Genomic DNA, 19,533 nt, shown 5'->3' on the forward strand with positions numbered 1-19,533 from the left:
TCAGCCGGCGGCGCCGTAGCGTTCGCTGCGGTTGCGGCCGGCGTGCTTGGCCGCGTACAACGCCCGGTCCGCGCAGGCCAGCAGGCTGTGGCTGCCGGCATCCCGCAGCTCGCAGACGCCGGCGGACACCGTGATCATGCCGACCTCGCCGAACGGCTCCGCCTCGATGGCCGTGCGGGCCCGTTCCGCTGCCACCAGCGCCTCCGGCCAGTCCGTCCCGGGCAGCAGCCAGACGAACTCCTCCCCGCCGAAACGGGCCACGATCTCGTCCTGGCGGGCGACGCCGCGGAGCCGGTTCGCGACGTCGGCGAGCACCACGTCGCCCATCAGGTGGCCGAAGGTGTCGTTGACCTTCTTGAAGTGGTCAATGTCGAGCACGATCGCGCTCAGGCTGGTGCCGCGGGATGCCGCCAGCTCGATCTCGTGCGAGAGGTGCTGCTCCAGGGCGCGCCGGTTGGGCAGGCCGCTGAGCTGGTCCGTGGTGGCCTGCAGTTCCAGGCTGGCGCGGGCCTCCGTGTTGCCGATGGCGATCTCGACCAGTTCGGCGAACTGGGCGAGCCGCTCCAGCATGTCCTCGGTGACGCCGGTGCTGGACTTCGAGGTCAGGCTGACCACGCCCCAAAGACTGCCGTGGACCCTGATGGGGGCGCCCGCCGCGGACTGGAAGCCGCCGGCGCGCATCTGGTCCGCGGCCGCGCCGCCTTCCGGTCCGTAGACCACCAGGGCGGGCTTGCCGGTGACCGCGACGCGGACGGTGGCCGAGGTGTCCGTGGGTGAAAAAACGTGCGTGCGGCTTAGCGTGGGAGGCAGTGCGGGGGCCATCGCCACGACTTCCGCCGAGAGCGCCCCGGTGAAGCGGACGACGGCGGCCGAATCCACGTGGAAGAGGTCCCGGACAATAAAGGCGACCTGCTCCGAGATGGCCGCCGGTGCGGCGTTGCGGGCGACGGCGGTGGCGATCTCGTGCAGCGCGGCCCACGTCTGTTCCTGCTGGAGCCGGTCGGTGACGTCCACGGCCACCACCATGCCGGTGGTGGCATCGTCCGCCGAGTGCACGGGGCCGGCCTTCAGCCGGTAGGTCCGGGGCCCGATCTGCCGGGTCCAGGAGACCTCCTGGCCGGACAGGGCGGCGCGGTAGCGGGGCTCGAGTTCGTTGGCCAGGGCGCCGTCGAGCACCTCATGGATGCGGCGGCCCTCCAGCTCGGCGGAGCGGTAGCCGAAGGATTCCAGCTCCTGGCCTTCGGCGATCAGGTAGCGCAGGTCCGAATCGAACAGCAGCACAAAGACGCCGGGGACGCTGCGCGCCAGCGCCCGGTACCGGTCGGTGTCGCGCTGCTGGCGGCGTTCGGCCAGCACCCGCTCGGTGATGTCCGTGACCATCACAAAGAACCCCTGAACCCGGCTGTCCGCCCCGCCGCCGCCGTCGCCGTCGCGCAGGTCGGGCATATACGAGACCTCGGCGAAACGCGTTGCCCCGGCGGCGTCGGTGAGCGTGCGCTTGAACAGTTGCGGCTCGCCGTCGAGCACCTTGGCGATGTAGGGATAGTTGGCCTCGTAGACGGCGTCGCTGAGCAGGTCCCGGATGTGGATGCCGTGCAGTTCCTCCGGCGTGACCCCGAACCAGTCACGGTAGGCGTCATTGGCCAGCCGGTTGCGCAGCCCGGAGTCCCAGTAGCCCACCATCGCCGGGATGCCGTTGAGCACGGCGCGCAGCTGGGCGGGCACCTCGGGCAGCAGCCGCGGGGGTTGTGCGTTCTCCCGGTCGAGAGCGCTGTGAATGTTCATTGCCCCAGTATCTATTGCGGTAACACCCGCCGTGAAACCGCCGGCGTTCAGGGCAGGAACCGGTAGCCGATCCCGGCCTCCGTGAGCAGGTGCCGGGGATTGCCGGCATCCGGCTCAAGCTTGCGGCGCAGCTGAGCCATGTACACGCGGAGATAATTGGTCTCCTTCGCGTAGGCCGGGCCCCAGACCTCGGACAGCAGTTGCTGCTGCGTGATGAGTTTCTCCGGGTTCCGGACCAGCACTTCGAGCATTTTCCATTCCGTCGGGGTGAGCCGGACGTCCTCGCCGTCGCGGGTGACGCGGTGCCGTCCCAGATCCACGGTGAAGGCGTCGGTGGTGATGACGGGCGGCTCCGGGCCGTCCGCGCTGCGGCGCAGGAGTGCCCGCAGCCGGGCGAGCAGTTCGTCCAGCCCAAAGGGCTTGGTGATGTAGTCGTCCGCGCCGGCGTCAAGGGCCCGGACCTTGTCCTCGGAGCCGTGGCGGGCCGAGAGCACCAGCACGGGCACTTGGCTCCAGCCGCGGAGTTTGGCCAGGACAGCCGTGCCGTCCATGTCCGGGAGGCCAAGGTCCAGGATGACCAGCGCCGGCGGGGTCCGTGCCGCCGCCGCCAGCGCGGACTGCCCGTCCTCGGCCACGGTCACGTCGTATCCGTGGGCCCGCAGGGTGATGCGAAGCGCGCGCAGCAGGTAGGGGTCGTCGTCCACCACCAGCACCGCGGTCACGGCACGTCCGTCGGGGAGGAGAGGATCGGCGGCGCGTGGTGGCGGCGGACCAGCGCGGACTGGGGCTCCAGCGGCGCCTGGTCACGGTCCTCCCGGAACGGGGCGCCCTCGGAGAGCGGCAGGCTGACCACCATGGTCAGGCCGCCGCCCGGCGTGGCCTCCGCCCCCAGCCGGCCGCCCATCGCCTCAGTAAACCCCTTGGCCACGGCCAGGCCCAGGCCAACGCCGCCGGCGCTCCCCGCGTCGTCGAGCCGTTGGAAGGGACGGAACATCTGCACCACCTTGTCCGCCGGGACCCCGGTGCCGTGGTCGATGATCCGCAACTCCCCGGCGGGCCGCCCGCCCACCATCGCGGGGCTGAGCCCGCCGGAGCTGCCCGTGATCACAATGTCCGAATCCGCGGCGTACTTGACGGCATTTTCAACGATATTGGCGATGACGCGCTCAAGCATTCCGGGATCCGCGTCAACCTCGGGCATGTTCGCCGGCAGCTCCACCCGGACCCGGTCGGCCGCGACCCCGTGCAGGCCGCCGCCCACCACCTCGTACCAGCGCACGGGCCGGAGCAGGGGTGCAACCGAATCGGAGGTGATCCGGGACATGTCCAGCAGGTTCCCCACCAGAGTATCGAGCCGGTCCGAGCACTCCTCGATGGTCTCCAGCAGCTCCTGTTCCTCTTCCCTGGAGTAGTGGACCCCGGGCTGCCGCAGGCCTCCGACCGCAAGCTTGATGCCGGCCAGGGGGGTGCGGAGGTCGTGCGAGACGGCGCGGAGCAGCGAGGTGCGCACGGTGTTGCTTTCAGCCAGGCGGGCCAGCTGACTCCGGCTGGCCAGCAGTTGCTGGTTCTCCAGCTGGGCCAGCAGATGCACGCCGAAGGCGCCGAGCAGGCGCCGGTCGCTGGCCGGCAGCACGCGGCCGGACAGCACCAGCCGCGTGCCGGCATTGATCTGCTCCACGTTGTCCCCGTGCGGGCCGGACGCCGCCGCGGGAGCGCCGCCGTCGGTGGCTGCCGCGGATGCAAACTCGCCGACGCCGGCCAGCAGCCGCCATTGCCCCGCCCCCTCGTGCGGCACCGCGCCTCCGGACGGCGCCCCGCCATGCGGGACCGCGCCCGGTTCGGCGTCGGCATCGCCGCCGGACAGGCCGAACAGGGCGGCGCCGCGGACCTGGAAGACGTCCAGCGCCTGTTCCAGCAGGCCCGTGACGGTGTCCTCGGAACCGGCCGCCCCGCGCGAGAGCTCGGCCAGGGTGGCGGCTTCGGCCCGTGCCCGGGCGGCCTCCTTGGAACGGCGTGCGGAGAGATCAACAACGACGGCGACGGCGGCTGACACCCCCACAAACACCGTCAGGGCGAGCACGTTCTGGGCGTCGCTGATGGTCAGGTTTCCCAGCGGCGGGGTGGAGAAGTAATTCACCAGCAGGCTGCTCCACAGCGCGGCAAGGATCGCCGGCCACAGCCCTCCGACCAGCGCCACGGCCACGGAACCCGTCAGCTGCACCAACATGGAGGTGGCCAGGTTCTTGTCCGGATTGACCGCCAGCAGCAGCTGGAGCAACGCCGGGACGATTACGGCCAGGCCGAAACCGACCCCCACCCGCAGCCGGCCCAGGTCCCTGTACCGGTTCCGGCGTGCACCGCTTGGCGCACGCTCCTGCGGCACCAAATGGACATCAAGTCCGGCGGAGGCGCGGAGCACCCTGGCGGTGGTGCCGCCGCCACGAAGGCGCGCCCCCAGGCGGGCGGCGCCGCCGTCGCGGGAGACCCCGAGGACCAACTGGGAGGCGTTGACGCTGCGGGCGAAGTCCAGCAGTGCCTCGGCCGGGTCCTCGCCGACCACCACGTGGTAACTGCCGCCGAGGCCCTGGACCAGCTGCCGCTGCGCCTCGAGCGCCTGCGGCGACTCGGCGGCGACCCCGTCCGCGGCCCGCACGTGGACGGCCAGCAGGTCGTTGCCGCTGACGCGGTTGAGCAGCCGGGCGCCGCGGCGGATCAGCGCCTCACCCTCCGTGCCGCCGGCCAGCCCGACGACGATGCGTTCGCGGGCCGGCCAGCGGGCATCGATCCGGTTTCCCTCCCGGTAACTGGCCAGGCCCTCGTCCACCCGGTCGGCCAGCCACAGCAGCGCGAGCTCACGCAGGGCCGCCAGGTTCCCGGGGCGGAAGTAGTTGGACAGTGCCGCGTCAATCCGGTCCGGCGGCACGATCTTGCCGGCCGCGAGCCGCTGCCGCAGGAGGTCGGGGGAGAGGTCCACCAGCTGCAGCTGGTCGGCCCGGCGGACGATCGCGTCGGGCACGGTCTCGGCGGGCCGGCCCTGGGTGATCGCGCTGACGACGTCGGCCAGGGAGTCAAGCTGGTGGATGTCGAGGGTGGACAGGACGTTAATCCCGGCCGCCAACAATTCGTCGATGTCCTGCCAGCGGTGCCGGTTCCGGCTGCCGGGGGCGTTGGAGTGGGCGTACTCGTCCACGAGGGCGGTGGCCGGCGCCCGGCGCAGGACCGCGTCCAGGTCCAGTTCCTCGACGTCGACCAGGCCAACGGGCACCCGCCGGGGCCCGATGGCCTCCAGCCCGGCCAGCAGTTCGCGGGTGTCACGGCGGCCGCGGTCGCGTGCGAAGGCGACGATCACATCGTCGCCGGTCCCCCGGAGCCGGTGCCCTTCCCGGAGCATGGCGTAGGTCTTGCCGACGCCCGGGGCGGATCCCAGGAAGATGCGCAGCGTTCCACGTGCCATGCAGCCATTGTTCCATTCCGGCCGCAGGCCGGCGGGGGAGCGCGGCGTCAAGGATTCATCAAGATCCGCGCCCGGGTGGCTGCCGGGGCCACGGCCGCTGCTAGCTTCGCAACTGGAGGGCAAAACGCAGCGCCCGCCCGTTAACCCACCCGTTAAGAGAGGCGCCGCGAAGAAAGGACGACATGACCACGCTGAGCAGGCCGCCGGCCGACCCGTCGGCGCCGAAACCGGACCGCCTCACCACGCTGCGGACCTGGCTGCTGGTGGGGCTGCAGGACAGCAAGGGCGCGCACCAGGGCCCGGGCGGCGTGCCCACCACCCACGAGAAGAAGCACACGTGGTGGCAGGTCATGTGCCTGACCGGCGTGGACTACTTCTCCACCCTGGGCTACCAGCCGGCCATCGCCGCGCTCGCCGCCGGGGTGATTTCGCCGCTCGCAACCCTCGTCCTGGTGGCAATCACCCTGCTCGGCGCGCTGCCGGTCTACCGGAGGGTCGCCGGCGAGAGCCACCGCGGCGAAGGCTCCATCGCCATGCTGGAACGGCTGATGCCGCGCTGGGGCGGGAAGCTCTTCGTGCTGGTGCTGTTGGGCTTCGCCGCTACGGACTTCATGATCACCATGACGCTCTCCGCAGCTGACGCGACAGCCCACCTGGTCGAGAACCCGATCAGCCCGGACTGGCTTCACGGCCAAAACGTGGCCATCACGCTGATCCTGCTGGCCCTGCTCGCCGCGGTGTTCCTCCGCGGCTTCAAGGAGGCAATCGGCGTCGCGGTCGTGATTGTGGGCGTTTACCTGGGTCTGAACGTCGTGGTGGTTGCGGTGTCGCTGGGGGAGGTACTGACCCATCCGCTGGCGGTCGGCAACTGGTGGCAGGCGATCTCCACCTCCCACGGGAATCCGTTGCTGGCAGTTGGGTTCGCGCTGCTGGTCTTCCCCAAACTGGCCCTGGGCCTGTCCGGGTTCGAGACCGGGGTCGCGGTGATGCCGCAGATCAAGGGCCACCCGGAGGACACCGAGGAGAACCCGGAGGGCCGGATCCAGGGCGCCCGCAAGCTGCTGACGACGGCGGCGCTGATCATGAGCACCTTCCTGATCATCAGCAGCTTCACCACCGTGGTGCTGATCCCGGAGCAAGAATTCCAGCCAGGCGGCCAGGCCAACGGCCGCGCCCTGGCGTTCCTGGCCCACGAACAGCTCGGCGTAGGCTTCGGCACCGTCTACGACGTCTCCACCATCGCCATCCTCTGGTTCGCCGGAGCGTCCGCCATGGCCGGGCTGCTGAACCTCGTTCCGCGCTACCTGCCGCGCTACGGCATGGCCCCGGGCTGGGCCCGCGCCGTCCGCCCCCTCGTCCTGGTCTTCACCCTGATCGGCTTCCTGATCACGTGGATTTTCGACGCCGACGTCGACGCCCAGGGCGGTGCCTACGCCACCGGCGTGCTGGTGCTGATGACGTCGGCAGCCGTGGCCGTGACCCTCTCGGCCCGCCGGCAGCGGCAGCGCAAGCGGACCGCGGGCTTCGGCGTCATTGCCGTCGTGTTTATCTACACCACCGTGGCCAACATCATTGAACGCCCCGAAGGTATCCGGATCGCGTCGATCTTCATCCTTGGCATCATCGTGATTTCCCTGCTCTCGCGTGCCCGGCGCTCCTTCGAGCTGCACGCCACCCACGTCCATCTGGACCGGCAGGCGCTGGAATTCATGTCCGATGAGCTGGAGGGTCCGCTGCGGATTGTCGCGCACGAGCCGCTGCGCCTCAGCGCGGAGGCGTACCGGCAGAAGCTGGAGTCCGCCATTGAGGTCAGCCATCTGCCGCTGGACTACCGGGCCCTGTTCCTGGAAGTCGTCGTGGATGATTCCTCGGACTTCGAAACCGAACTGGAAGTCCGCGGCATCACCCGGCACGGCTACCGGATCCTCGAAGTGCACGGACCCGCCGTCGCCAACACCATCGCCTCGGTGCTGCTGCACATCCGGGACGTAACAGGGCTGATGCCGCACATCTACTTCCGCTGGACCGAGGGCAATCCGCTCACCAACCTGCTGCGCTTCCTGGCCTTCGGCGAAGGCGAAATCGCGCCGGTCACCCGCGAGGTGCTGCGCGAAGCCGAACCCGATGTCACGCGGCGGCCCTGGGTGCACGTTGGCTAGGCGGACCGGGCGGCAACCTCGGTCAAGCCCGCGAGGGCGTCGGCAGGGTGAGGATTTCGGCTCCGTCGTCGGTGATGGCGATCGTGTGCTCGCTGTGCGCTGTCCGGCAGCCTGTCGCGCTGCGGAGCGTCCACCCGTCGGCGTCCGTAACAAGGGTGGCGGTGTCCGCCATCACCCAGGGTTCCAGGGCCAGCAGCAGCCCGGGGCGCAGCTGGTACCCGCGGCCGGGCCGCCCGGTGTTGGGAACGTGCGGGTCCTGGTGCATCGTTGATCCGATGCCGTGGCCACCGAACTGGGTGTTGATCGGGTACCCCGCCGCGCTGAGGACGGAACCGATGGCATGGGAGATGTCACCGATGCGGGCCCCGGGTCCGGCAGCGGCTATCCCCGCGCTCAAGGCCCGTTCGGTGGCGCTGATCATCGCCACGCTCTCCGGGGGCTTTGACGCGCCGACGATGAAGCTGACCGCCGAATCCGCAGCGACTCCGTCCTGGGAGACGGCGAGGTCGAGGGTCAGCAGGTCGCCGTCGGCCAGTGCGTAGTCGTGCGGCAGGCCGTGCAGCACCGCGTCGTTGACGCCCGTGCAAATGTAGTGGCCGAACGGCCCGCGGCCGAAAGACGGCTCGTAGTCGACGTAGCAGGACTGCGCTCCCGCCTCGAGGATCATGGCCCTGGCCCACTGATCGATCTCCAGCAAGTTGGTGCCGACCAGGCTCCGGCTCTTCAGTGACTGCAAAATGTCAGCGACCAGGGCGCCTGCGGCCTTTGCCCGGGTCAGTTCGGCGGGATTAAGGATCTCGATCATGCGGCGCCTTTCTCACGCGCGGCTCTTTGCCGCCAGCCTGTGTTTCCCGCCGGCGCGGCCGGGAACACAGCAGCCCCACCGGATATTTCTCCGGAGGGGCTGCTGTTCTTCTAGGAGAAGTAGTCCGGCAGGCCGGGCTTTCCTGAAAGCTTAGAGCGGGCGGATGTTCTCGGCCTGCGGGCCCTTCGGACCCTGGGTGACGTCGAACTCGACCTTCTGGTTCTCGTCCAGCGAGCGGTAACCGCTGGAAGCGATTGCCGAGTAGTGGGCGAAAACGTCGGCCGACCCGTCATCCGGGGCAATGAAGCCAAAACCCTTTTCGGCGTTGAACCATTTAACTGTGCCTGTAGCCATGCCTTTATCCTTCTGAAACGCTGCTGATCTCCGGCGGCCACGAGGCCAACGGCTGCGGAGACATTCGTCCGCTGTCCCCAACGTACGGGGCGCCGGGCCGCGGTGCAAGAGTCTGAGTGCGGGAGTTAGTCCCGGGTGGAAGCTATAGTCGGCTCACCATGTCAACAATTTCGGTGGTAATTCCCACCCGGAACGATGCGCAGCCGCTGGCGGTGTGCCTTGAGGCACTCGCCCGGCAGAGCCGCCGCGCGGACGAGGTGATTGTGGTGGACAACGGCAGCACGGACAACACTGCCGAGGTCTGCGCGGCCGCGGGGGTGCGGCGGATCGCTGTTGAGCTGCCCGGGATCGCGGCCGCCACCGCCCGGGGATTTGATGAGGCGGAGTCGGAGATCATCGCGCGCCTGGATACCGACTCCGTCCCGCCTGCGGACTGGCTGGAACGCGTCGAGGCCATCCTGGACCGGGCCGGTCCGCTGACAGCGGTGAGCGGTCCGGGGGAGTTCTACGGCGGGACGCGATTCGGCCGCTGGCTGGGCGGAAACGTCTGGATTCCCGGTTACCGCTGGGCCGTCGGGCTCCTGCTGGGGCACCCGCCGCTGTTCGGCTCCAATTTCGCACTGCGGGCCGGCGCCTGGGAGAAGATCCGGGGGCGCGTCCACCGGGGCTGGCCGCCGGTCCACGACGACCTCGACATCTCCTACCAGATTCCTCCCGAGGTGTCCGTGCTCTGGGAGCCCGCGCTGCGGGTAGGCGTTTCGGCCCGGCCGTTCGACAGCTGGCACGCCGCCGGGCGCCGGCTGTCCATGGCGTGGACGACGTTCGCCGTCGAGTTCCGGTCGGAACCCCCGCTGCGGCGACGCCGCCGTCGCGGGCGCTGGAACCGTACCCACCGGCGCTAATCGCCGCGGCGGTCAGCGGTCGGCGTAGAGGGCGATCAGGTCCCGGCTCATCTGGTGCGGGGACGTTTCACTGGGGCTGTGGCCGCCCCGGTAGACGGCGATCTTCGCGCCGATCGCCTGGGCGAAGCGGCGGTGCAGGGCGAGCGGCCACAGGTCGTGTTCGCCGACGGCAACAAACTTCGGCACCGCCGCCGCGGCCAGGACCGGCCGCAGATCCGGGGCGTGCTGCATCAGCCCGAAGATGTCCCGCACGGATGCCCGGCGGGTAAAGCGGAACCGGTACCGTACGAAACGGATCCGGTTCGGCGCCACACGGACCACGTTGCTGCGGATGCCCCACACCATCAGCGCCGCACCCACCCCGGCGCCGGCCCGGCCGCTGAACCGGCCGATCCGTTGGACGCCCCGGAAGCTGTTGCCGGGTTCGGGCGGACAGCTGAGCAGCGTCAGGCTGCGGAACAGCTCGGGCCGCTGCGCGAAGGCAAGCTGCGCGACGATCGCGGCGAAGGAGTAGCCGACGACGTGCGCGGCGCCTTCCCCGGCTTCCAGCAGGGCGATCAGGTCGTCGGTGAAGAGCCGGTAGTCGTAGTGTTCCCGGGGCGGGTCGAGCTGCTCCGGCCCGGCGGCGGCCGATTCGTACTGGCCGGCGATGTCGTAGCTGAGCACAAAATAGCCGGCCGCGGCGAGCTGGGGCAGCATCAGCGAGAAGTCTTCCTTGGAGCCGGTGACCCCGGGAACCAGCAGCACCCGCGGACGTCCCGGCTCGCCCATGGACAAGGTCGCCAGCGCACCACTGGGTGCCCGGAACTCGCCCCGGATGGAGCCCGGCGGCGGGACGGACCAGTCGACGTCGGGCAGGGCGGCGTCCAGCCGGGCGGCCTCGTCGATGAGCCCCGAGCCGAAAACCCCGGGGTCCGGTTCCGGTGCGCCCGGAAGATTGCGGCCTGTTGACGCCATGGACTAAACATAGACCCCGGGGCGTGGGCCTCAGGCGCCGGCCACCCGGCGCACGAACGCGTGCAGGCGGCGGTAGACCTCCTGCGACTCCGGGTAGCGGAAGTCCTGCTGCCAGGTGTGCTCGGTGTTCGGCGCGTCCCAGCCGTAAATCAGCGTGTCCACGTGTACTTGATGTCCGCGCAGGCGCTCGACGAAGTTCAGGTTCGCGGCGTAGAAGAAATCCCGTTCCGAGGTGGTCACGAAGACCGGCGGAAACCGCGCATCGAGCCATTCGATCGGCGACAGGAAGTCGGCCGCGGCGCGCAGCCTGGCAAGACGGCGGCGGCCGGGGCCGCGCGCCGCCCGCGGCAGGAGCATCCGGACGAAGTTCAAGCTGAGCACGAAGCCCTTGTCGAAGAATACGGAGAAGTCCGTCACGCTGCAGTGCTGCACCAGGCCCCGCAGGCTCGGGGCGGGGGTTGCCGGTTCCAATGCGTAGTGGCTGGCCAGTTCCGGGCGGAAGCTGGCCGCGGCGAGGAGGGCTGCGATCTGGCCGCCGGCGGAGTCGCCGCCGAGGACAATCCGCGCCGGATCCCCGCCGTAGCCGGCGATGTTGTCGCGGACCCAGGCCAGCGCCGCATTGGCGTCCTGGAGGACATGGCCCATGTGGAAGCGCGGCGCCCGGCGGTAGTTCACGTTGACCGCCACCATCCCGCCTTCGGCCTGGCTCGCGCAGTACTTGGTCAGCGAGGCCTTGTCGCCCGAGGTCCAGCCCCCGCCGTGGAAGTAGACGTAGACCGGGAGCGGGCCGGCGCCGTCAACCGTGCCGTCGCCGGCGCCAGTGCGGTCAACCGCCGCTGCGCCGGCGGGGGTGATCACGTCCAGGCGGTGGGCCCTGATGCCGTCCCCGACGAAGTCAATGTCGTGGACGTAGTCGACGCCGGTGATGGGCTGGGCGTTGAAGCGGGCCTTTTCGCCAGGACCCAACGAGTGCATCAGGGCCCGCCAGGCCCACACCGGAACCCGGCGCAGCACACCGCGCGCGCGGCGGGCCAGGCTGAAGGCCCCGCCGGCCGGTTGCGCAGGGTAATGCGCAGGGGGCATCGGCCGGGACGGAAGCGCGGGGGACTGCTGGGGTGGGGGCTGGACCGCCGGGGTCATGCTCCCATTCTAACTGGCACGGCTGTGCTACCAGGGTGAGGGCAACCTGTCCTGGCTCCGCAGCGGCCTGTTCCGTGCCCCCACGGCCGCGGCTGCGCTCAGTCCGGCAGTTCGCGGACCGTGCCGGCGGCGCCGTCGACGGTGACGCGTTGGCCGGTGTGCAGCCGCGTGGTGGCGTCCGGCACGCCGACCACCGCGGGGATGCCGTATTCGCGGGCGACGACGGCGCCGTGCGAGATAACGCCGCCCATCTCCATCACCAGCGCGCCGGCCGTCATGAACAGCGGGGTCCAGCCGGGGTCCGTCGAAGGGGCCACCAGGATCTCGCCGGGCTCGAGACGGGCGCCCACCGGGTCCAGGACCACCCGGACCGTCCCGGTTGCGGTGCCGGCCGAGGCCGGCGTCCCGGACAAGGCGCCCGTGGCCGGCCTCTTCGCCATCACGGCGGCCTCCACATCCGTCCCGTCGGAGAGCAGCAGCCGGGGAATGTGGCGCCGGCGCAGTTCGACGTCGTACAGGCGGCGGCGCCCGGCGACGAGATCCTGCATTCCGGCGCCCCGCAGGGCCACGCGGAGCTCGTCGAAGTCCAGGAAGAACACGTCGCCGGCCGCCGCCAGGGCGCCGGTGCGGACCAGTTCCGCGCCGACCAGCAGCAGCTGGCGGTGCATTTCGCCGAGGATCTTCACAATGTGGAACTTCGGCAGTTCGCGCAGGCCGGACAGCTCGCGAACCTGATGCAGCGACAGTTCCAGCAGCCGGGCCCGCCACTTGCCGTGCTCGGCGGCCCGGTCCACCAGGCTGCGGATCCTGTCCTCCGCATGCTCGGCGGCCCGGCGGAACTGCCGGTCCGGGGCCTGCTCGGGGTCCTCCACGCGCAGGTAGTTGGAGATCATGCCCAGGATGTGGTCCGGTTCCTCCGACCAGCGCGGCATGCCGAGGTCGATCTCGGCCACCGCTCGGTGGCCATACCGGGCCAGGAAATCCCGGACTCCGGCCTGCGCCGGTGCGGGGAGGGAGCCTGCGCGGTAGGCTTCAGCCAGCCGGGCCGGCTGCTCCGCCAGGAAAGCCTCCCGCGCGGCGGGAGCGGCGCCGATGTCCACGGCCAGCTGCCAAAGTTCAAGGTCCATCTCCGTGGTCACGTTGTGCGGCAGCCCGCGCAGCACCGCCTCCAGCTCGCGGGGCGGGGCAATGCCGCGCAGCAGCCGCCGGGCCACCGCCAGCATGATGTAGCCCACGGACGGGGCGGGCAGGGTGGCCCGGATCAGGCCGTCGATGGTCCGGTTCGTGATCTGTTCGGCGTAGTCGAGCCGCTGCAGCGCGGTGGCGGGCTCAGGCAACACCAGTTCCGCTGCGAGGCGTTTCCCGTAGGCGTCCACCCGGCGGAGTTCCGCCGCGGGCCGGAGCGCGGCGCCGATGAGCGCCGGGACCAGGCCCAGGACCATGCCGAGGCTGGCGCCGGTTTCGGTGCCGCGGGTCCCCGCCCCGCGAGCGGGGCGGGGCGTCCGGGGCCGGGACTTCCGCGGCTGCTCGGCGGCCGCGAACCGCGGGTCGGCCAGCAGTTCGGGGAAGATGGCGGCGGACCTGCCGTCCGCCAGCGGGAGGATCCGGGTCAGGTAGCGGCGGCCCCACTTGTTGTGCACCACCGCCGTCAGGTCCACGTACATCCTCAGCCCGGGGTTGATGTAGCGCCAGGGCCCCTTGCGGTTCCGCATCAGGCCGAGGGCGGCCAGCCCGATCGGTGTGATCGGACGGGTGAGCCCCTGCAGGAGTGTCCCGCACAGGTAGACCCGGGTTCCGCCGTCGGGATCCGGGTTCAGGGCGGACGGGTCGCCGGAGAGCGGATCCTCCAGCGGATACAGCGTGGTGATCGGCCGGGACTGGGTCAGCCACAGGGTGCCCGCGGCGTCGATGACCCACTCCACATCCTGCGGTGCGCCAAAGAGACGCTGGACGGCATCCCCCAGCCTGGTCAGTTCGCCGAGTTCCTTCTCAGCCAGGCTGAACCCACGCGCCGGATCGCCATGTCCGCGCACGCGGCGCAGGACCGCCGCCGTCGCCGTGTCCAGGGTGAACTGGTCCGGGTTCACCGCGCCGGACACCACTGCCTGTCCGGCCCCGGGACTGGCGTTGATCACCGTTTCGGTCCGGGTTCCGGTCACCGGGTTGGCGGTGAACATCACGCCGGCAGTGGCGGCGTCGGCCATGATCTGGACGACGACGGCGAGCCCCACCTCGCGGTGGCTGATCCCGTTGGCGGACCGGTACGCGACCGCCCGGTCGGTCCACAGCGAAGCCCAGCAGCGCCGGACGGCGTCGACGACGGCGTCGGCGCCGGTGATGTCGGTGAAGGAATCCTGCTGGCCGGCAAAGCTGGCGAACGGAAGGTCCTCGGCGGTGGCGGAGGAGCGCACCGCGACGGCCGGCTGGGCGCCCAGCGCCGCGTAGGCCGTCCGGACTGCCGCGTCGACGTCGGCGGGAACGGCGGCTGACACGATCAGCTCACGGGCGCTGGCCGCGAGCCTGTCCAGCTCCGCAGGGTCCGGCCCGGCCGTGGAACCGGCCGCTGTGTCGGTGCCCGGGCCACCGCCGTCGGCCTCCGCGTCGAGCCGGGCGGCCAGGGCGTCCAGCGCGGGTGGAACCGCCAGGCGGTAGGCACCGGTGGTCAGGCAGAAGCCCTGCGGCACCGGAAAACCCGCGGAAATGAGTTTCCCAAGGTTCAGCGCCTTGCCGCCGACCAGCCGCAGGGGCGCGGAGCCCGCCCGGCCAAGGGTCAGCACATAGTTGTTGAGTTCATCGTCGTCCGGTTCGGTGCGCATGGGCCGGCCGCCTAAGCGGTCGCCGCGTCGCCGGCGTCCTCCCACTGGACGTCCAGGTTGCGGAACACGGGCGGGGAGTCGCACAGGGCGGCCATCCGCGCCGCGAACTCGGAGGTCTCCGGCCGCCGGGAATTCTCCATCGCCGACTCGTAGGAATCGAATTCGACGATGGTGAGGTACGTGCCGGGCCGATCGCGGTCCGCCGTGTTCAGGATCCGGCGGAAGGTCGGGGCGGTGTCCCCCTCGGTCCGGGAAGGCCTGCCGAGGGCTTCGATCTCCTCGATGCGGGACGACTGGAATTCAATGATCTGCACAAACCTGGCCATGACGGCTCCTTGACGGCTGCGGGTGCTGATGCGCATCACGCTAGACCCGCCGCCCCGGCAGTGCAAGGGCCCCGGGACCCCGCCGAGGCACCCGGCTGACGGACGGCTGGAGAGCCGCCGGCCGTCCCGCGGCTACGGCGTGAGCAGGACCTTGATGGCCCGCCGTTCGTCCATCGCGCGGTAGGCCTCCGGCGCCTCCTCCAGCGGCATGACGACGTCGAACACCCGGCCCGGGTTGATGCTGCCGTCGAGCACGTCGGCGAGCAGTTCCGGGATGTAGGTCCGGGCCGGGGCCATTCCGCCGCCGATCGAGATGTTGGTGTCGAAAAGGTAGCGCAGCGGGATCTCGGCCCCGCCGGTCGGCACGCCGACAAAACCGAGGGCACCGCCCGGACGGACGCTGTGCAGCGCCTGGTCCATGGATTCTTTGGTGCCGACGCACTCCAGCACGGAATCGGCCAGCACCCCGCCGAGCAGTTCGCGGACTTTTGCGACGCCGTCGTCCCCGCGTTCCGCGACGATGTCCGTGGCGCCGAACTCCCGGGCAATGGCCTGCCGGTCGGCGTGCCGGGACATGGCGATGATCCGTTCCGCGCCCAGCCGCTTGGCGGCCAGCACGCCGCACAGGCCCACGGCGCCGTCGCCCACCACGACGACGGTCCGGCCGGGGCCGGCCTTCGCCGCGAGGGCGGCGTGGTGGCCGGTGGCCATGACATCGGAGAGGGTCAGCAGGCTGGCGCGCAGCGCGTCGTCGGGCTCGGTGACGCCCGGCACCTTGACCAGGGTGGCGTCGGCCAGCGGAACCCGGACCGCCTGGCCCTGGCCGCCGTCGATCGCGTGCCCTGTGTCGTCCTTGCCGCCCCAGCCGGCCAGGTGGTCGCAGGCGACCGTGACGCCGTTGAGGCACTGCGGGCACTTGCCGCAGCTGACCACGAACGGCGCGATCACCAGGTCGCCCACGGCCAGTTCGGTCACCGCGTCGCCGATGCTTTCGACCAGGCCGATGAACTCATGGCCGATCGCACGCGGCTCGTGCGTGGGCCGGACGCCCCGGTACGGCCACAGATCGGAGCCGCAGACGCAGGAGGCGGTGACCCTGACGACGGCATCGGTGGGCAGCTGGACGGTGGGGTACTCGCGGTCTTCGACCCGGATGTCGCCCGGGCCGTGGATGATGGTGGCGCGCATGAGGGCTCCTCGCCTGGTGGTGGATGGGGCTGAAAACGAGTCTAGTCCCGGACGTCGGAAGCGGTCCCGAGGCGGAGCAACCGGCTGATCCGGTCCTGGACCCTCAATTCCGGGGCAGACTCATGGTTGAACAGGATGCGGTAAATGACCGGCGCCACCACGGTGTCGACGATGTCCCGGGCCGCTGGCGCGGTCTCGCCGCGCGCTTGGGCCAGCCTCCGGATCTCCTCGACATGCCCCTGCATGAGTGCGAAATAGTCCCGGGTCACGGCGCCGTCCGCGAGCATGTCCCGCAGCACCTGCCGCCCCAACGGGGACGAAAATTCCTCGACGTACGGGACAAACCAGGCCTCCATGTCCCCTTTGAGCGACCCGGTGTCCTCCACCTGCTCCGGCAGCATCCGGTTGGAGGCGACGGCGGCGAGCAGCCGCGGCAGGTCCCCCCACCGCCGGTAGATGGTCGAGGAGTTCACTCCGGCGCGTTCCGCCACCAGCGGCACCGACAGGACCGAGCGGTCGCCGCCGTGCTCCTCCAGTAGCGCGCGGACCGCCTGGTGCACTGCCTGCTGGACCCGTGCGCTGCGGCCGCCCGGGCGCGGAGTCGCTGTAGCCATCATCACACCATGCTAAAGCAAAACCTCTGCTTTAGTGACGGTTTCCGGTGCTAATCTCTAAATGCACAGATTGTGCATTAGTCCTTCTTGATAGTAGGCAGGGAAAGCATTGAAGAACACCGGTACCGCCTTCTGGCTTCACGCGGCGCTCCTGACGGTCTTCATCGGGGCCTCGTCGGCGCCGTCGCCGTTGTACGAGTTTTACGCGCGGGAATGGGGGCTCGGCTCCGCCGCCGTGACGGTCGTCTTCGCCGTATACGCGGTGGCCGTGCTGCTGACGCTTCTGGTGGTCGGGTCGTTGGCGGACCATCTCGGCACGCGGCCCGTGCTGCTGGGGGCCGTGGCGCTGCAGATCGGGGCCATGATGACCTTCGCGTTCGCACCCGGTCCGGAAATGCTCCTCGCGGCGAGGGCCCTGCAGGGCGTCGCTACCGGCGCGGCCATGGGCGCGGCCGGGGCCGCGCTGCTGGCCTTCGAAGGCGCCGGCCGCCGGGGCCGCGGCTCCCTCGTGAACAGTGCCGCCTCGCCGGTCGGGCTCTCCATCGGCGCGCTCGGCTCGGCGTCCCTGGTCCGGTTCCTGCCGGAACCAACCAAGACCGTGTACTTTTTCCTCGCTGCCCTGCTGTTGGTCCTCGGGACCGCCCTGCTGTGGCTGCCGAGCGCGGGGCGGAAAGCCCCCGGCTGGCTCCGTTCTCTGGTTCCCGAAGCGAAGGTCCCCAGTTCCGCGCGCAAGACGATGGCTGCGACCATGCCGGTGGCGGCCGCGACCTGGGCGCTCGCAGGGTTCTATCTTTCCCTCGGGCCGGCCCTTGCGCATTCGATCACGAAGGACAGCTCCGTGCTGGTGGGCGGGCTGGCCCTGTTCGCTCTCTTCGTCCCGGGGGCCCTGGCGATCCTCGTCGTCCGCCCCTGGTCCGACCGGAACACGCTCCTGACCGGCGTCGTCTCCCTGATCGCCGGGATATCCCTGACCGTCCTCGCCGTCCAGTTGGGGTCCGCGCCGCTCTACTTCACCGGCACCATGGTGGCCGGCGTCGGCTTCGGCAGCGGCTACTTCGGCGCGATGCGGATGACGCTGCCGCTGTGCGGGCCGCACGAGCGCATCGGGATGCTCTCCAGCATCTACCTGATCTGTTACCTCGGCTTCAGCGTCCCCGCCGTGGCCGCCGGGCTGCTGGTCGCCGTGGCCGGCATGAAGGGTACGACGCTGATCTATGGTGCCGCCCTGGTGCTGGCCGCCGTCCCCGCCTTGGTGCTGACCGCCAAGGCGACGACCGGCAACAACCCCATCGACCTGGTTGCTGGAACGTCAGCAGCCTCCTGAAAGGAACCGACATGAGCTTCACCCTTCCGGCCGACATGGCAGGCCGCCCCATCACCGTGATCGGCGGCGGCACGCTGGGCCGCCGCATCGCGCTGATGCTCTCGCTCCGGGGTGCCGAGGTGCGCGTCTTCGACACCAACCTTGCCGTGGCCCAGGCCGCCGTCGATTACATCGGAACCGAGCGGCCCGGCGTCGCGAAGGAGTTCGGCGGCACACCTGAGGGCCGGTTCACGGCCAGCGACGATCTCGCCGCCGCCCTCCGGGACGCCTGGCTCGTCGTCGAGGCGGTGCCGGAAAAGCTCGAACTCAAGAAGAAAATCTTCGCCGACCTTGACCGGCTGGCCGCGCCCGACGCCGTGCTGGCGAGCAATTCCTCCTCGTTCGCGTCGTCGGAGTTCATCGACGGGGTGGACGCGCCGGAACGCGTCCTGAACCTGCACTTCTACATGCCCCCGGCGGTGCGCTCGGTGGAGCTGATGTCCAGCGGCCTCACTGACCCGGCGATCATTGAGCTGCTGATGGCCGAGCTGCCGAAGTACGCCCTGGCCCCGCACCTGGTCCGCAAGCAGAGCACCGGCTTCATCTTCAACCGCGTCTGGGCCGCGATCAAGCGCGAATCCCTGCTGGTCGTGGCGGAGGGGGTTGCCGAACCCGAAGACGTCGACGCCCTGTTCCTCGACGTGTTCAAAGCCGACACCGCACCGTTCCGCTTCATGGACCAGGTGGGCCTGGACGTGGTCCTCGACATCGAAAACCACTACTGCGAGCTGGCCGGCATGGAGAACAAGTCGGCGCCGCTGCTGCAGGATTACATCGGGAAGGGCTGGCTGGGGGTCAAGAGCGGCCGCGGTTTCTACAACGACTACTCCTGACCCCAACGCGGGCTCCTAAGAGTTGCCCTAGAAGCCCAGCGAAATGCCGCCGTCGACCCGCAGTTCGATGCCGGTGATGTAGGCGGATTCGTCGCTGGCCAGGAAGAGCGCCGCGTTCGCGACGTCCCAGGCCGTGCCCATGTGCCCCATCGGCACCTGGGCATGCCGCTTCTTCAGCATTTCCTCGCGCTTCCCCTCCGCGTAGGCGCCGGCCAGTTCGGCGGACTCCGTGACAAACGGGGTTTCCATCAGGCCCGGCAGGATGGCGTTGATCCGGACGTGCTTTGCAGCGTACTCCGCCGCCGTCGTGCGGGTCAGGTGGTTCAGCGCCGCCTTGGAGGAGTAATAGGTGGAATAGGGCACCCCGGTCCAGCGGATACTCGCCAGCGACGAAATATTGATGATGGAGCCGCCGCCCTGGGCAACCATGTGCGGAATAACATGCTTCATGGTCAGGAACGGGCCCTTTAAGTTGATGGCATGGACCCGGTCCCATTCGGCCTCGTCCAGTTCCACCACGCCGCCCACCTTGGCGATGCCGACGTTGTTGTCGAGGACGTCGATCCGGCCGAACTCGTCGATGACGGACGCGACGGCGCGCCCCACCGCACCGGAGTCCGTCACATCGAAGGCGAGATGCCGCGCCTGGCCGCCCTCGGCCAGGATCAGTCGCTCCGTCTCCTTGGCTGCCGCCTCGTTGACGTCCGCGCACACCACCGTGGCGCCCTCGCGGGCAAATGCGATGGCCGTGGCCTTGCCGTTGCCCATTCCCGGGGCGCTGGAACCGGCCCCCACCACCAAGGCGATCTTTCCCTGCAGTCTCTTCGTCATCAGTGT

At 70.1% G+C, this 19,533-nt stretch carries 16 protein-coding genes; 4 read left to right on the forward strand and 12 right to left on the reverse strand.

Going from position 1 to position 19,533, the window contains the following annotated elements; genetic code table 11:
- From AC1MED_RS02480 to AC1MED_RS02490, 3 genes are read right to left on the reverse strand one after another with little or no spacing between them, the layout of a single operon-like run.
- The gene (locus AC1MED_RS02480; RefSeq protein ID WP_479785278.1) at positions 1–1,785 is read right to left on the reverse strand and encodes a sensor domain-containing diguanylate cyclase; all 1,785 of its coding nucleotides are present in this window, start codon (positions 1,783–1,785) and stop codon (positions 1–3) included.
- 47 nt (positions 1,786–1,832) lie between these two features.
- A complete protein-coding gene (locus AC1MED_RS02485; protein ID WP_346958557.1) occupies positions 1,833–2,507 on the reverse strand; it encodes a response regulator in 675 nt (224 codons plus the stop codon).
- Positions 2,504–5,239, reverse strand: a complete 2,736-nt coding sequence (locus AC1MED_RS02490) for a DUF4118 domain-containing protein (protein WP_479785279.1) — start codon at positions 5,237–5,239, stop codon at positions 2,504–2,506. The genes AC1MED_RS02485 and AC1MED_RS02490 overlap by 4 nt, the downstream gene beginning before the upstream one ends.
- A 182-nt stretch (positions 5,240–5,421) precedes the next feature.
- Here AC1MED_RS02490 and AC1MED_RS02495 point away from each other — a divergent pair, with 182 nt between their 5' ends.
- Positions 5,422–7,398: an APC family permease gene (locus AC1MED_RS02495; RefSeq protein WP_479785280.1), complete on the forward strand. Its 1,977-nt coding sequence runs from the start codon at positions 5,422–5,424 to the stop codon at positions 7,396–7,398.
- A gap of 22 nt (positions 7,399–7,420) precedes the next feature.
- Here AC1MED_RS02495 and map read toward each other — a convergent pair whose 3' ends face one another.
- On the reverse strand, positions 7,421–8,203 hold the full coding sequence (gene map, locus AC1MED_RS02500) for a type I methionyl aminopeptidase (protein WP_479785281.1): 783 nt from the start codon (positions 8,201–8,203) through the stop codon (positions 7,421–7,423).
- A gap of 150 nt (positions 8,204–8,353) precedes the next feature.
- The gene (locus AC1MED_RS02505) at positions 8,354–8,557 is read right to left on the reverse strand and encodes a cold-shock protein (protein WP_013599688.1); all 204 of its coding nucleotides are present in this window, start codon (positions 8,555–8,557) and stop codon (positions 8,354–8,356) included.
- A gap of 158 nt (positions 8,558–8,715) precedes the next feature.
- Between AC1MED_RS02505 and AC1MED_RS02510 the strand changes: the two genes are divergently transcribed.
- Complete coding sequence (locus AC1MED_RS02510; RefSeq protein ID WP_479785282.1) at positions 8,716–9,459, forward strand: glycosyltransferase family 2 protein; 744 nt, start codon at positions 8,716–8,718, stop codon at positions 9,457–9,459.
- 12 nt (positions 9,460–9,471) lie between these two features.
- On the opposite strand, the gene AC1MED_RS02515 is transcribed toward AC1MED_RS02510, so the two are convergent.
- From AC1MED_RS02515 to AC1MED_RS02540, 6 genes are all read right to left on the reverse strand, one after another.
- The gene (locus AC1MED_RS02515) at positions 9,472–10,416 is read right to left on the reverse strand and encodes an alpha/beta fold hydrolase (protein WP_479785283.1); all 945 of its coding nucleotides are present in this window, start codon (positions 10,414–10,416) and stop codon (positions 9,472–9,474) included.
- A 30-nt stretch (positions 10,417–10,446) separates the two neighbouring features.
- Complete coding sequence (locus AC1MED_RS02520; RefSeq protein ID WP_479785284.1) at positions 10,447–11,556, reverse strand: alpha/beta hydrolase; 1,110 nt, start codon at positions 11,554–11,556, stop codon at positions 10,447–10,449.
- Positions 11,557–11,654: 98 nt separating this feature from the next.
- Positions 11,655–14,372 (reverse strand): PEP/pyruvate-binding domain-containing protein, encoded by a 2,718-nt coding sequence (locus AC1MED_RS02525; RefSeq protein WP_479785285.1) that lies wholly within the window; start codon positions 14,370–14,372, stop codon positions 11,655–11,657.
- An 11-nt stretch (positions 14,373–14,383) separates the two neighbouring features.
- Positions 14,384–14,698: a hypothetical protein gene (locus tag AC1MED_RS02530; RefSeq protein WP_479785286.1), complete on the reverse strand. Its 315-nt coding sequence runs from the start codon at positions 14,696–14,698 to the stop codon at positions 14,384–14,386.
- Between the two features lie 132 nt (positions 14,699–14,830).
- Positions 14,831–15,886 carry a zinc-dependent alcohol dehydrogenase family protein gene (locus tag AC1MED_RS02535; protein WP_479785287.1) on the reverse strand — a complete coding sequence of 352 codons (1,056 nt, stop codon included), beginning with the start codon at positions 15,884–15,886 and terminating at the stop codon, positions 14,831–14,833.
- Positions 15,887–15,927: 41 nt separating this feature from the next.
- Complete coding sequence (locus AC1MED_RS02540) at positions 15,928–16,500, reverse strand: TetR/AcrR family transcriptional regulator (protein WP_479785288.1); 573 nt, start codon at positions 16,498–16,500, stop codon at positions 15,928–15,930.
- A gap of 109 nt (positions 16,501–16,609) precedes the next feature.
- Between AC1MED_RS02540 and AC1MED_RS02545 the strand changes: the two genes are divergently transcribed.
- Positions 16,610–17,824: an MFS transporter gene (locus tag AC1MED_RS02545; RefSeq protein ID WP_479785289.1), complete on the forward strand. Its 1,215-nt coding sequence runs from the start codon at positions 16,610–16,612 to the stop codon at positions 17,822–17,824.
- A gap of 11 nt (positions 17,825–17,835) precedes the next feature.
- Entirely contained in the window at positions 17,836–18,696 is an 861-nt protein-coding gene (locus AC1MED_RS02550) for a 3-hydroxyacyl-CoA dehydrogenase family protein (protein WP_479785290.1), read from the forward strand.
- Between the two features lie 27 nt (positions 18,697–18,723).
- On the opposite strand, the gene AC1MED_RS02555 is transcribed toward AC1MED_RS02550, so the two are convergent.
- Positions 18,724–19,527 carry an SDR family NAD(P)-dependent oxidoreductase gene (locus tag AC1MED_RS02555; protein ID WP_479785291.1) on the reverse strand — a complete coding sequence of 268 codons (804 nt, stop codon included), beginning with the start codon at positions 19,525–19,527 and terminating at the stop codon, positions 18,724–18,726.
- Positions 19,528–19,533 lie beyond the last annotated feature (6 nt).

The organism is Arthrobacter sp. BI5 (genome assembly GCF_056680065.1).